This window comes from Streptomyces asoensis (genome assembly GCF_016860545.1).
GTDB classification, from domain to species: domain Bacteria; phylum Actinomycetota; class Actinomycetes; order Streptomycetales; family Streptomycetaceae; genus Streptomyces; species Streptomyces asoensis.
On the sequence record NZ_BNEB01000005.1, the window covers coordinates 1,907,850 to 1,921,536 of the forward strand.

Sequence of the window (13,687 nt, forward strand, 5' to 3'; positions counted from 1 at the left end):
CCCTTCGGTCTCCTCGGGTCCCCCCTCCACAGTGACCGCGGCGACCCGCTCACGCCTCCCAGACGGCGGCGGCCGTACGGTCGTCGGCGTAGCCCTTCACCCGTACCTGGGTGTCGGCGAGGAACGCCGCGAGTCCGGGCGGCGCGGGGTCCGACCAGCGCGCGGACAGGTGGGCCGACAGGTCGGGCTCGCCGCGCAGCGGTTCGGCCAGGCCGGTGCTGCACATCAGGAGCGTGTCACCCGGCCGGGCTACGGAGGCGCGGAAGCGGAAGGGTTCGCGGGGCGGTCCGGGGTCCGGGTCGTAGGGGTTCGGCGGGGTCGTGATGCCCAGGTCCATGGTGAGCCGGTCGCCGTCGGGCGTCTCGGCGGGCAGTGAGCCGAACCCGAGGACCGGCTCGCCCGTCACCTCGCTCACCTGCGGCTCGATGTCCCGCCACACCCCGTCGCGCAGCCGGAACAGCCCGCCGGCCCCGACGCCGAAGAACACCCGCGTGCGGCAGGCGGGATCGGCGGGCAGCAGCAGGCAGCGCAGGGTGGCCGCGTACTCGTCGGGTTCCAGGCCCTGTTCCGCGGCTCCGGCGCGCAGCCGGCCGAGGCTGCGGTCGGTGAGCCGGTGCAGGCCCGATTTCAGGTCCCCGCGGCGGGCGGCCCTGATGTCCTGCGCGAGGCGGACGTGACTGCGGCCCACGGCCTGTGCGATCCACCGGCACACCTCGGCCGCCGCGCGGTGCGCGCCCGGGGTCGCCCGGGCGCCGGTCGCCATCGCCACCAGCACCAGCGCGTGCTCGCCGGTGCCGAAGCGGGCGGTGAGGAGCGAGTCGCGGCGGGGCTCGCCCCGGTAGCGCGCGGAGTCCCCCCGCACGGACGCGGCCCGCAGTGCGAACACCCCGTACCTGGCTCCGTCCAGGACGGTGTCGGCGACCAGGTCGTCGAGGTCGTCCGGGTCGGCGGGCGGCAGGGCGGTGGGCTCCGCGTCGTAGGTGGGCGGGCCGGAACCGATGTGGTCCGTGGGGTCGGGAAGCGCGGGGACGTCGAGGAGGGTGGGCCGCCGGTCCGCAGCCGCGCCGGCCGGCGGCGCGGGGTCCGTCGGGCCGAAGGAGCCCGCGGCGCCGTCGACGGAGACGGTGGGGGCCCGCGGGGGCGGCGGGGCGTGGGCCGGTACGGGCGGCGGGGGCGAGCCGGGGCCCTGCCCGGCCGTGCCCCGCGGACCGGCGGGGGGCGCCGTCGGCGGCGGGGGCGGCACGGGCGGGGCCGACGGGGGCGGGGGTTGCGAGGGCGCCCGGGGTGCCCGGGCGGACGCGGGTCCCCCGCTGGACGCGGATCCGGCGTCGGACGCGGCGGCGCGGGGGCCGGGATCCGGCGGGCCGGCGCGGTGCGGGAAGCCGGGCGGCAGCGGGCCGGCCGGGAAGCTGGTGGGTCCGGGGGGCGTATCCGGCGGCGGCTCCCAGGGCGCGGGCTGCCGCCCCGGCGGCCGGCTACCCGGCCCCGTTCCGACAGCACCCGTTCCGGCGCCGGCCGTTCCGGCGTCGCCCGCGCGGACACCCGCTGCCGGCCCGGCGCCCCGGTCTTCGGACCCGCCCGCGCCGCCGCGCTCGTCGTGGCGCGGGGCGTCGGCCGACCCGTCACCGCGTCCCGCGCCCGACGGCCGGATGCCGGGGCCGTCGGCCCGAGCGGTGTCCCGGCCGGAGCCGGACTCCGCCGGGGGACCCGTCCTCGGCGACGGCACGATGGCCTCCGCGGAGGGCGGTGCCCCCGCCGTCCCGGCGGGCGCGGCCCACCAGTCGCCCCGTCCGGCGGAGCCCGGCGGATGCGCACGCGGCGCCGGCACCGTGTGCGGGGCGCGGGGGCCGCCCGGCCCGCCCGTGGACTCCGGGTCCGGCGGGGCCGCCCCGTCCCCCGTGCCCGCGGCCGGATGCACCGCGCCGGCCGCCGAGGCGAACCGGTCGTCCAGGGAGTCGCCGGTGCGCGCGGGCCCCGTGTCCTCGGCGGTGTCGTCGTCGTACAGCTGCCCCCACCAGTCGTCCTCGTGACCGGTGGGCCTTCCCCCTGGCTGGCTCATGTCCCCGATTGTCCACCGCACGGGCCGGATGAAAACGGGGCATCCGGAAAATGCGCCACGGCGAGGGCGTCGAACAGTCGGTCGAGTGACGGCCCGGACGGCAGTGCCGCAGGAGGTGTGCCGGAGACGTGCCAGGGGTCGCCGGGCGATTCCACCCCCCACGGGAGAACCGCCCGGCGACACGCGGTGACCCGGGTCCGGATCCCCTGAGCGCCCCTGCGCGTCCCGGACCCACGTCACGTTCCTGGACGGACCCGGCGCCGCGGCGCGACGGCCGTTTCGACTCCGGGTTCCGCACGGCGGCGCCGGTCACCCCGTCGGTCATGGCCGGGGGATGATCACGTGCGCAGGCCGTGGCCACACCTTGGCAGAGTGACCGCCGGTACGGCGATGATGTGCGACGGCGGGTTTACGCCGTGGCTGTTTCCCGCCACTCACCCGACGTCAGAAGGAGGACGGCACCCGATGCTGGGAGCGATAGGGCTCGACGAGACGCACGAGTCGGCGTACCGGGCGCTGGTGTCCGTGGGCGCCGCCGACCTGCCCGACCTGGCGCGCCGGCTGACCCTCGGCGAGCACGACACCGAGCGCGCGCTGCGGCGGCTGGAGCGGCACGGCCTCGCCGCGCAGTCCTCGGGTCGTCCCGGCCGCTGGGTCGCCGCACCTCCGGGCGTCGCCCTGGGCGCGCTGCTCACCCAGCAGCGGCACGAACTGGACAAGGCGGAGCTGGCCGCCGCGCTGCTGGCCGAGGAGTACCGGGCGGCGGCCGCCGAACCCGCGGTGCACGATCTCGTCGAGGTGGTGACGGGCGCGGCCGCCGTCGCCCAGCGCTTCCTCCAGATCCAGCTCGGGGCGAGCGAGGAGGTGTGCGCGCTGGTCACCGGTACCCCGGTGGCGGTGACGGGCGGCGAGAACGAGGCGGAGGAGCAGGCGGCGGCGCGCGGGGTGCGCTACCGCGTCGTCCTGGAGCGGGCGGTGCTGGAGCAGCCGGACGGCATGACGGAGCTGGCCGCCGCGCTGGAGCGCGACGAGCAGGTGCGGGTGGCCGACCGGGTGCCGACGAAGCTGGTCGTCGCCGACCGCTCGCTCGCCCTGGTGCCGCTGACCGGCCGCTCGACGGAGCCCGCCGCGCTGGTGGTGCACGCCAGCGGGCTGCTGGAGCTGCTGTCGGGGCTGTTCGAGTCGGTGTGGCGGGAGTCGCTGCCGCTGCGCCTGGTCGCGGGCGGTGTCGCGGAACAGGCCCCGGACGGTCCCGACGCCACGGACCTGGAGATCCTGTCGCTGCTGCTGGCCGGGATGACCGACGCGAGCGCGGCCAAGCAGCTCGACCTCGGGCTGCGCACCGTGCAGCGCCGGGTGAAGGGGCTGATGGAGCTGACGGGCGTGACGACCCGGTTGCAGCTGGGCTGGCACGCGTACGCGCGCGGCTGGGTGGCCCGGGAGCGCTGACCCGCCGCCCCGGCCGGGCCGGTCACGGGTCTGCGGCCGTACACCTTGACCTGCGGGTTCTCCCCCGTTCGGGCACCCTGGGCAGATGGGAGCGTCGCAACTCCTGCTGGTCGGACTGGTCATTCTGCTCGGCCTGTGCGGAGTGCTGGTGCCCGGGGTGCCGGGGTCGTGGCTGGTGTGGGCCGCGGTCCTGTGGTGGGCGCTGGAGGATCCGCAGCCGGTCGCCTGGGCCGTGCTGATGGGCGCCACGGTGGTGCTCCTGCTGTCGCAGGTGGTCCGCTGGGTGCTGCCGCCCCGGCAGCTGCGCGAGAGCGGCGCGACGCCCCGGATGGCGGTCTACGCGGGGCTCGGCGCGTTCCTCGGCTTCTTCCTGCTGCCCGTGCTCGGGGCGATCCCCGGCTTCATGGGCGGCATCTACCTCTGCGAGCGGCTGCGCCTCGGGCGGCACGGCGAGGCCCGGGCGGCGCTGCGCACGGCGATGCGCCGCGGCGGCTCCAGCGTCTGCACCGAGCTGTTCACCTGCCTGCTGATCATGGGCGCGTGGCTGGGCGCGGTGCTGTGGGGATGAGCACCGGCCGACCGGCCGACCGGCACCGGAGAGCCGCCGATGTCAGAGGGAGCCTTCCAGGGTGAGCAGGGTGATCTTGCGGTCCAGGCCGGCCGCGTATCCCGTCAGCGTGCCGTCGGCGCCGATCACCCGGTGGCAGGGCCGCACGATCAGCAGCGGGTTGGCGCCGATCGCTCCTCCGACGGCGCGTACGGCCATCCGCGAGGCGCCGACCCGGGCGGCGATCTCGCCGTAGCTCGTGGTCGCCCCGTAGGGCACGGAGTCGAGGGCGGCCCACACCCGCTCGCGGAACGCGGTGCCCTCGCAACGCCACGGCAGGTGGAACTCCTTCAGTTCGCCGGCGAAGTAGGCGGCGAGCTGTTCGCCCGCCGGGCGGAAGGGCCCGGGGTCGTGCCGCCAGTCGTCGCGCACGGTCCGTCCGCCCTTCTGGCCCGGCACGGAGAGCGAGGTCAGGCGCCCGTCGGGATCCGCGGTGAGCAGCAGGGGGCCGAGCGGGCTCGTCACGCTCGTCCAGTACGTCAGGTCGGTCATCGTTCCTCCGCGGCGCGCAGGTGGTGCAGGGCGTAGGTGCGCCAGGGGCGCCAGGTGTCGGGGACGTCCGCGCCGGGCGGCACGACGTCGGGGTCGCCGAGGGCCCGGGCACGGATCTCCGCGATCGTACGGGCGTCGAGGCCGGGCAGCGCCGCCAGCGCTTGCTGGGCGTCGTCCCGGTCGACGCCGGGGTCGAGGCGTACGGCGCCGTCGGCGAGGGCGGTGGCGAGGGCGCCCAGCGGTCCGTCGAGGGCGAAGGCGCACCCGGATTCCGGCCCGGGTCCCGTCGCGGCCTGCGCCAGGGCGGCCGGTTCCGGGAAGAGGTGGGTGAGGGTTCCGCAGGGCGCGTCCAGGGCCTTGCCGTGGGCGCGCACGAGCGCCGCGGCGACCGTCGGCCCCACGAGCGACCGCACCGCGTACTCCTCCGGATCGGCGGCTCCCGGCGCGCGCAGCCCCGGCCGGGCGGCGACCAGCGGGGCGAGCCGCGGATCGGCGCCGAGCCGCTCGTCGACGGCGTACGGGTCGGAGTCGAGGTCGAACAGCCGGCGCAGCCGCTGGACGGCGGTGGTGAGGTCCCGCGGGTCGGTGAGGTGCAGCCGCGCGTCGAGCCAGCCGCCGGGACGGACCGCCGAGGCCCGGCCCGGTCCGCCCGGCCGTTCGTCCACGGCGGCGATCCCGGTGCCGTACGGCAGCCGGAGCGTGCGGCGGTAGGTCCGTGCGCCGGGCGGCCCGCTCACCTCCTCCACCCCGGTCACCGCCTCCCGGCGGAGCAGGTCGAACATGGCGCCCGCGTGGTAGGGGCCGCGGTGGGCGAGCCGCAGCGGGATCCCCGCGGACGGGGTCGCGGTGCGGCGGGCCGCGCGCACCGCGGCGCGCAGTTCGGTCGGGGTGGCGGCGTACACGGTCCGGACGGTGTCGTTGAACTGGCGGACGCTGGCGAAACCGGCCGCGAAGGCGATCTCCGTGACGGGCAGGCCGGTCGTCTGGAGCAGCACCCGCGCGGTGTGGGCGCGCTGCGCCCTGGCGAGGGCGACCGGCCCGGCGCCGACTTCGGCGGTGAGCTGCCGCTGCACCTGCCGGGCGCTGTAGCCGAGCCGTCCGGCGAGCCCGGTGACTCCCTCGCGGTCCACGACCCCGTCGCCGATCAGCCGCATGGCCCGGCCGACGACGTCGGCGCGCACGTTCCAGTCCGCCGATCCGGGCACGGCGTCCGGGCGGCACCGCCGGCAGGCCCGGAACCCCGAGCCCTGCGCGGCGGCGGCCGTCGCGAAGAAGCGCACGTTGTGGCGTTTCGGCGTCACGGCGGGGCAGCTGGGCCGGCAGTAGATGCCGGTGGTCTCGACGGCGAAGAAGAACGCGCCGTCGAACCTCGCGTCCCGGCTGCGGACCGCCTCGTAGCGGGTGTCCTGGTCCCTCATGCACCCCAGTCTTCGCGCCCGGGCGCCACCCCGCTAGCGGGATTCGGACACGGAGTCCGACGGGGCGGCGGTCGGCCGGACGGCCGTCAGCGGGGCGGCCTTCAGCGGGGCGGGGCGGGGCGCCACGGCCCGCGGCCCCGCTTGGCCTCGCCCGCCGCCCGGCCGACGGCCTGCTTGCGCTTCCAGTCCTGCCGGACGTCGGCCCGCATCCGGGCGTCGGACTTGGCGACGATCCACTGGTTCTCCCGCACGAGCTTGCGGTAGCTCTCCAGGCGGCGCTGGGGCAGCTCCCCGTCCTCCACGGCCGCGCGGACGGCGCACCCGGGTTCGGCCTCGTGCGCGCAGTCGTGGAAGCGGCAGTCGCGGGCGAACTCCTCGATCTCCGAGAAGACCTGTCCGACCCCGGTGCCCGCGTCGTAGAGGCCGACCCCGCGCAGCCCGGGCGTGTCGATGAGGACGCCGCCGCCGGGCAGCGGCAGCAGGTTGCGGGTGGTGGTGGTGTGCCGTCCCTTGCCGTCCATGTCCCGGGTGGCCTGGACGCCCATCACGTCGGCGCCCACGAGCGCGTTGGCCAGGGTCGACTTGCCCGCGCCGGACGCCCCGAGCAGGACCGAGGTGCCCCGGTGGACGAGGCCGGCGAGCTCCCCGACGCCCACGCCGTCCCGGGCGCAGACGGTGAGCACCGGCACGCCGGGCGCGCTGGCCTCGACGTCCTCGACCAGGTACGACAGCGCGACGGGGTCGGGCACGAGGTCGGCCTTGGTGAGCACGACGACGGGCTGCGCGCCGGACTCCCAGGCCAGCGCGAGGAACCGTTCGACGCGGCCCAGGTCGAGTTCCACGGCCAGGGACATGGCGACGACGGCGTGGTCGACGTTGGCCGCGAGGATCTGGCCCTCGGAGCGCTTGCTGGAGGTGGACCGCACGAAGGCGGTGCGCCGCGACAGCAGCGTGCGCACATAGCGCGGGTCGCGGCCCTCGGGGTCGACGGCGACCCAGTCGCCCGTGCACACGACCCTCATCGGGTCCCGGGGGACGACGAACTCGGTGTCGGCGCGGACGGTGCCGTGCGGGGTGACGACGTCGCACAGGCCGCGGTCGACGCGCACGACACGGCCGGGCAGAAGCCCCTGCGCGGCGTGGGGCGCGAACTCGGCCTCGCGGTCCGCGTCCCAGCCGTAGGGGGCGAGGGGATGCGGCGCGGCCGGTGCGTCCGACGCTGCGGGAACCGCCGGGGAAGCGGCGACCGGGGAAGCGGAAAGGGAAGCGGAAGAGGAGGTGGAAGAGGAGGTGGAAGCCGCGGAAGAAGCGGGGAAAGTCAAGGGAGACCCTTCACAGGGCGGTCCCGGCGGCGCGCTCACGGGCGCGCGGAAGGAAGGACGTGGTCAGCCGGAGACCGCGGAGGTGGAGTGGACGAACGTCTGGCCGCTGCGAACAGCACCCGTCTCGGCGACAGTCATCGGTCACACCTCCCGCTTCCGTGCACGACTGGGCGCGGTGGCCGTCGGCCACCGCGTGGAGCCCCCTCAGCATAGGAACCCTCGGGGGCCCGGCGCCACCGGATTCCGGTGCGGACGCCACCTGGCGCCCACCGGCCGCGCCGGGCCGGGCCGGCTCAGGAGGCCGTGCAGGCCCGCCCGTTGACGGTGAACGCGTACGGCGCGGTGTTCTTCTTCTGCCAGGAGGCGAGGAAGCCGAAGGTGAGCGTGCCGTTCGCCGCGACGGACCTGTTGTAGTCGGCGGCGGTCGCGGTGACGCGGGAGCCGTTCTGCGCGACGCTCGCGTCCCACATCTGGTCGATGCGCTGGCCGTCGCGGAACGACCAGGCCACCCGCCAGGAGTCGAGCGTCACGGCGGTGGTGACGGTGACGGTGGCCTGGAAGCCGTCGGGCCACTGGTTGACGAGGTCGTAGGTGACCTCGCAGGCCGCCTCGTCCTCGCTCCCGCCTGCCCCGGCGGTGGCCGAGGAGGTGCCCTGGGGCTCGGGGTCCGGCTTCCCGGCGTCGCCGCGCGTCGCCGTCGGCGTCGCGCTCACGCCCGGAGCCGGGCGGGACGAGGACGGCGCGGCGGAGGTGGCGGGCCCGGCGGACGGCAGGACGGAGCCGGGGCCGGCCACCGGGCTGCTGTCCGCGGGGTCGCCTCCCTTGGCGATGTTCTCGCCGCCGCTGTCGCCGGGCATCATCGACACGGCGAGCGCCAGCGCGGAGACCAGCACGGCGGCGACGAGCATGCCGTTGCGCCGCACGCGCGCCCGGCCCGCGGCGGAGCGCTCCGCCGCGCCCTGGGCGTCCGGCAGTTCGGGGCGTCCGCCGCCCAGGCGCACCTCGGAGGCGCGGCGGCGGCGTTCCAGGTAGGCGAGGCCGCCCCAGCCGATGACGCCCTGGGCGAGCGCCGCCGGCAGTCCGCCCCCGTGCAGCCGCAGACAGGCGGCGGCCTCCGCGCACTCCACGCAGGTGGCGAGGTGCCGGGAGAGGTCGGGAGGCGTGTCCGCGGCGGGTGAGCGGGTGACGGCGTCCAGGAGCCGCACGTAGCTGCGGCACTCCGCGTCCATCGGGGTGTCGAGGTGGTTGCGGTGGCAGCGGTCCCGGAACAGGCCGCGGACCTGGTTGAGTTCCTCGACGGCGGCGGCCGGGTCCAGGCCCTGACGGCGGATCACGGCGTGCAGGGGCAGCGCCTCCACCTCCGCCAGCCACAGCAGGGCGGCGTCGGGTTCCTGCATGTCCCGCAGTCCGCGCAGGGCGATGGGCCGGCTCAGCGGCGGTCCGACGTAGCGCGCGGCCTTGTCGGAGTTCAGCCACAGGCGCAGATCGGGGTCGAGCCGGTGGCCCAGGCCCCGGGCCTCCCAGGCCGCGGCCGTGGTGCGTACGGCGGTCAGCAGCAGCGGGATCCTGGGCAGCCGGGAGGAGCGGCGGCCGACGCCTCGCGCGCCGGCGTCCTCGGCCGCGCGGGCCTCGCGTATGCCGAGCGCGAACGCTTCGCGGGCCAGTTGGTTCGCCGCGGTCGAGCCGGACGTGCACAGGTCCGCGTACGACAGGACGGCGTCCCAGCACTCGGAGAACAGCGCGGCCTCGGCGGCGTCCTTCGGGGTCGGCAGGTCGGGCATGAGTCTCCTGCATCCACAAGCGAGGTCAACTCACCATGACGGCAATGGAGTTGGGGGGAACCTCGCGGCAGGGGCAGAGCTTTTCACGTTACCGACACAACTGACAAGCGCCCTGTTCAGATGTCATGTCAAGACAGCAGGACAGACAACGAACAGGGGTCGAGCAGGCTGCCGCGCCCGGTTCTCCGGTCTCCAGTACGGGCGCGGACCGCCTCGTGTTCACCACCGGCACCACATGGCGGCAACCGTCCCGGCGGCCCACCCCGGTGCCGGGACTATACGGTCGCCGAGTCCTGCGCCGGAAGGCTGTCCATGAAGGAACTCACCGAGAACACCGCGCGGCCGGGCCCGGGCGGGCCGTATCCGGGCGGCGAGGAGAGCCCGAACTCGTCCATGGTGGCGCGATAGGCCTCCAGCAGCCGGATGTGGTACTCCAGCGGCGCGCCCTGCGGATTGGCCTTGCCGAGCGGGGTGGTGGGCTCCGGGCACCAGGTGGTGAAGCGGGGCGTGATGCCCTGCGACATGAAGAAGCGCAGGCCCTCCGTGGTGGAGGCGATGGCCTGGTCGACCGTCGTGAAGCCGAACGGCTCGGCCATCTCCACCCCGGCCACGAAGTTGGGGATCACGTTGCGCGCGCCGAAGATCTCCGCGGAGTCGAGGATCCGCTTGTGCCACTCGTCCCGGCCGACGTACCGCTCCTTGCCCGGGCAGTACATCTTGAAGAGGTACTCGTCCCACACCTCGTAGTTGGGGTGGTAGATCTGCACCCCGTAGTCCTTGAAGCGCTGCACGTCGTCGCGGGGCAGCGCCTGGGCGACGACCTTGCCGATCCAGCGGCCGGGGAAACGCTCCTCGATGGCCTTGGCGTAGTGGCCGTAGAAGTCGGCCTCGTCGCGGCCGGAGACGGTCTTGGTGATCGCGCCGCCGGTGAGCGTGTAGGCGGTGGACGCCTTCTGCGTGTCGTAGCGGTCGATGATCTCCAGCGCCTCGAGGACCTCCTCGACGTCCTTCACGCCCGTGTACGGCCGTCCGGCGGCCTTGTGCTGGCGCCAGTTGTGGTTGATGTCGCAGTACTGGCACTCCTCCTTGGCGCCGAAGTACTGGCACACCCGGAAGACGGTCAGGTAGATCAGGTAACCCCACTGGATGGTGGGGGCGACCTCCATGACGGACTTCCCGTTGGAGAGCTTGTGCCGGTAGTACTCCGGCATCGGCGGCACGCCGACGTCACAGACGCGCCGGCCGTCCAGGTAGAGCCCGAGCAGGCCCTCGTCGTCCGCCGCCACCCGGTAGGGGGAGGACGGGTTCACCCGGACCGAGACGACGGTGCGCCGCAGGTCGTAGGGGCCGCCGGTGAGGATGATCTCCTCCGGCGGCCGGCGCAGCGCGGCCTCGCCCAGTTCGGGCAGGGTGCCGTGGTCGAAGGAGAAGATGAAGTAGGACTTCGGCTTCACCTCGCCCGATTCGTTGTCGCTGAGGGCGGAGGGGTCGAAGGCCACACCTCCGCGCAGCAGGTCCTCCTTGAAGACGGCCTCCCGCGGAACATGCGGAAACCGCTCCATCAGATCCTCGACCAGCGCGGTACGGCTGCCCATCCCTCTCTCCTCCCGGTTCACACGTACGACTCCTCACGGTATGCCCCCGGCGGCGCGGGAGTGGGGGCGGGGGCCTCGTGTTGCGGGCAAGGTAGGTTCCACCTGGGAACTCGCCGTTCCCGATCTCCTCGGAAGGAGCGCGCAGTCGCATGTCGCAGACCGTGACCAACTGGGCCGGCAACATCACCTTCGCCGCCGCGGAACTGCACCGTCCGCGCTCCCTCGACGCCCTGCGCTCGCTCGTGGCGCGGAGCGCACGGGTACGGGTGCTGGGCAGCGGCCACTCGTTCAACGAGATCGCCGACCCGGGTGACGGCGGGGTGCTGCTGTCCCTGGAGGGCCTGACCGGGGAGATCGACGTCGACACGGCGGCCCGGACCGTACGGGTCGGGGGCGGGGTCCGCTACGCCGAGCTGGCGCGCCGCGTGCACGAGCACGGGCTCGCGCTGCCGAACATGGCCTCCCTGCCGCACATCTCGGTCGCGGGATCGGTGGCGACCGGTACGCACGGCTCGGGCGTCCGCAACGGTTCGCTCGCCTCGGCCGTGCGCGAGGTGGAGATCGTCACCGCCGACGGCTCGACCGTGGTCGTCGGACGGGGCGAGCGGCGGTTCGGCGGGGCCGTCACCTCGCTGGGCGCCCTCGGGGTGGTCACCGCGCTCACCCTGGACCTGGAACCCGGCTATCTGGTCGAACAGCACCTCTTCACCGAACTCCCGCTGGAACGACTGGACTTCGAGACGGTCGCGGCGGCCGCGTACAGCGTCAGCCTGTTCACCGACTGGGCCGCGCCGGGCTTCCGCCAGGTCTGGCTCAAGCGGCGGACGGACCAGCCCCTCGCCGACTTCCCCTGGGCGACCCCGGCCGTGGCGGCGCTGCACCCGGTGCCGGGCATGCCGGCGGTCAACTGCACCGAGCAGTTCGGGGTGCCCGGGCCCTGGCACGAGCGGCTGCCGCACTTCCGGGCGGAGTTCACGCCGAGCAGCGGCAACGAGCTCCAGAGCGAGTACCTGCTGGCGCGCGGACACGCCACCGAGGCACTGCACGCGATCGACCGGATCAGGAACACGGTCTCCCCCGTGCTCCAGGTCTGCGAGGTGCGCACCGTCGCCGCCGACGAGCAGTGGCTGAGCCCCTCCTACGGGCGCGACACCGTCGCGCTGCACTTCACCTGGGTCGAGGACGCGGCGGCGGTGCTGCCCGCGGTACGGGCGGTCGAGGCCGCGCTGGAGCCCTTCGGACCGCGCCCGCACTGGGGCAAGGTGTTCGCGATGCCGGCGGACGTGGTGCGCGGGCGCTATCCGCGGATGGACGACTTCGCGGCGCTGGCGCGGGTGCTGGATCCGGGCGCCAAGTTCACCAACGCGTTCCTGCGGGGCGTCCTCGCGGGCTGACTTCAAGCCACTCCGGGCGACTTTATAAAGCCCCTTTCCTAACCCCTTGTAGAACGGTTCGGCAGCCCATAGCCTGACGCGGCGCCGGTGCCGTCGCAGTGCGGGCCCGCCCGGCACGCGACGGGACGGAAGGGATGAGGGGGCACGCTGCATGAAGCGCGGCACATCACGTGACATCCGTACCGCGAACCGCTATGAGGTGCTGCGCCAGATCATCGCCGCCTCGCCCACCTCCCGGCAGGAGCTCGCGGCGGCGACCGGGCTCTCCCTCGCCACCGTCGCCACCCTCGTCGGCGAACTGCTCGACCTCCGCATGATCACCGAGGTCGGGTTCGAGGACTCGGCGGGTGGCCGCCCGCGGGGACTCGTGGCCGTCAACGCGTCGGGGGGCGCGTTGATCGGCGTGGACATCGCGGAGACCTACGTCCATGTGGAGCTCTTCGACCTGGCCCTGAACGTGCTGGCCCGGGCCGAGGAGAACATGCGGCCCGGTGAGAGCCGGCCCGAACAGGTGGTCGCCCATGTCGCCGCGGCCGCCGGATCGGTGGTCGCGCAGGCCGGGGTCGAGGCGGCCCGGGTGCTCGGCGTCGGGGTGAGCGTGCCGGGGCAGGTGGACCGGGCGACCGGCGTCTCCGAGTACGCGCCCAACTGGGACTGGCACGACGTGCCGTTGCTCGACCTGCTCGCCGAGCACATCGCCTATCCGCTGTACCTGGACAACCCGCTGCGCGCGGGCGCGGTCGCCGAGCTGTGGTTCGGGGCGGCGCGCGGGCGCGGGGACGCCGTGGTGGTCAACCTGGGCACGGGCGTGGGGGCCGGTCTGGTCCTCGGCGGGGGGCTGCACCGGGGCGTCAGCAACAGTGCCGGGGAGTGGGGGCACACCACCCTCGTCCTCGACGGCCGGCTGTGCCGCTGCGGCAACCACGGCTGCGTGGAGACGTACGTCGGGGCGCCCGGCATCATGCAGAACCTGCGCGAACTCAGCCCGCGCAGCACCCTGTTGCATCCCGACGACCAGACCGCCACGATCGACGCACTGGCCGCCGGGGTGGCCGCGGGCGACCCGGTCGCCGTCAAGGTGGTCCGGGACACGGCGCGTTATCTCGGCGCCGGCATCGCCAACCTGGTGAACGTGCTCAATCCCGAGGTGGTGGTGCTGAGCAGCTGGGTCGCCGCCCGGCTCGGCGCGCCGCTCCTGGAGGAGGTGCGCGAGGCCGTCGCCCGGCACGCGCTGAAGCGCCCGCTGGCCGCCAGCCGGATCGTGCTCTCCCCGATCCCCAGCGACCCTGCCTGTCTCGGGGCGGCCACGTTCGCCCTGGAAGGCGCGTTGCAGTCGGTGGGACAGCGCGGCGCCCGACGCGCCGTCCCCGCCGGGACCAGGCCCCGCCCGGCGCCGCCCGTCCCCGGACCCGTGGAAGGCACGCGGCCTTGACCCCGCCCACCGGCGACTTACGCCCCGCCCCGCACGCACCCGGACAGCCGCCCCGCCCCTCCGGAGCCCCGGCCGCCGGCCACGGAGCCGCGCGGCCCGTCCGCCGCGCCGGAGCCCCGGCCGCGGGGTGCGGGGCCC

General features: G+C 75.1%; 10 protein-coding genes. 4 read left to right on the plus strand and 6 right to left on the minus strand.

Annotated elements, in window-relative coordinates; translation table 11 throughout:
* Positions 1 to 49: 49 nt before the first annotated feature.
* Positions 50 to 2,059, minus strand: a complete 2,010-nt coding sequence (locus tag Saso_RS31175) for a protein phosphatase 2C domain-containing protein (protein ID WP_189923163.1) — start codon at positions 2,057 to 2,059, stop codon at positions 50 to 52.
* A gap of 465 nt (positions 2,060 to 2,524) precedes the next feature.
* On the opposite strand from Saso_RS31175, the gene Saso_RS31180 reads away from it, so the two are divergent.
* Together Saso_RS31180 and Saso_RS31185 are read left to right on the plus strand one after the other, a co-directional pair.
* Positions 2,525 to 3,508, plus strand: a complete 984-nt coding sequence (locus Saso_RS31180) for a helix-turn-helix domain-containing protein (protein WP_189923161.1) — start codon at positions 2,525 to 2,527, stop codon at positions 3,506 to 3,508.
* Between the two features lie 85 nt (positions 3,509 to 3,593).
* Positions 3,594 to 4,076, plus strand: coding sequence for a DUF456 domain-containing protein (locus Saso_RS31185; protein WP_189923159.1), 483 nt, complete (start codon positions 3,594 to 3,596; stop codon positions 4,074 to 4,076).
* A gap of 42 nt (positions 4,077 to 4,118) precedes the next feature.
* Here the strand turns inward: Saso_RS31185 and Saso_RS31190 are convergent, their stop codons facing one another.
* From Saso_RS31190 to Saso_RS31210, 5 genes are all read right to left on the minus strand, one after another.
* Positions 4,119 to 4,607: a methylated-DNA--[protein]-cysteine S-methyltransferase gene (locus Saso_RS31190; protein WP_307822274.1), complete on the minus strand. Its 489-nt coding sequence runs from the start codon at positions 4,605 to 4,607 to the stop codon at positions 4,119 to 4,121.
* On the minus strand, positions 4,604 to 6,025 hold the full coding sequence (locus Saso_RS31195; protein WP_189923157.1) for a bifunctional transcriptional activator/DNA repair enzyme AdaA: 1,422 nt from the start codon (positions 6,023 to 6,025) through the stop codon (positions 4,604 to 4,606). Before Saso_RS31195 ends, Saso_RS31190 begins: the two co-directional genes overlap by 4 nt.
* 101 nt (positions 6,026 to 6,126) lie before the next feature.
* Positions 6,127 to 7,347, minus strand: a complete 1,221-nt coding sequence (rsgA, locus tag Saso_RS31200) for a ribosome small subunit-dependent GTPase A (RefSeq protein WP_189923155.1) — start codon at positions 7,345 to 7,347, stop codon at positions 6,127 to 6,129.
* 293 nt (positions 7,348 to 7,640) lie between these two features.
* Complete coding sequence (locus tag Saso_RS31205) at positions 7,641 to 9,128, minus strand: cellulose-binding domain-containing protein (RefSeq protein ID WP_189923154.1); 1,488 nt, start codon at positions 9,126 to 9,128, stop codon at positions 7,641 to 7,643.
* Positions 9,129 to 9,403: 275 nt separating this feature from the next.
* Positions 9,404 to 10,723 carry a radical SAM protein gene (locus Saso_RS31210; protein ID WP_189923152.1) on the minus strand — a complete coding sequence of 440 codons (1,320 nt, stop codon included), beginning with the start codon at positions 10,721 to 10,723 and terminating at the stop codon, positions 9,404 to 9,406.
* A gap of 149 nt (positions 10,724 to 10,872) precedes the next feature.
* Between Saso_RS31210 and Saso_RS31215 the strand changes: the two genes are divergently transcribed.
* Both Saso_RS31215 and Saso_RS31220 read left to right on the plus strand, forming a co-directional pair.
* Positions 10,873 to 12,117, plus strand: a complete 1,245-nt coding sequence (locus Saso_RS31215) for an FAD-binding protein (protein WP_189923150.1) — start codon at positions 10,873 to 10,875, stop codon at positions 12,115 to 12,117.
* Between the two features lie 151 nt (positions 12,118 to 12,268).
* The gene (locus Saso_RS31220; RefSeq protein ID WP_189923148.1) at positions 12,269 to 13,549 is read left to right on the plus strand and encodes an ROK family protein; all 1,281 of its coding nucleotides are present in this window, start codon (positions 12,269 to 12,271) and stop codon (positions 13,547 to 13,549) included.
* Positions 13,550 to 13,687 lie beyond the last annotated feature (138 nt).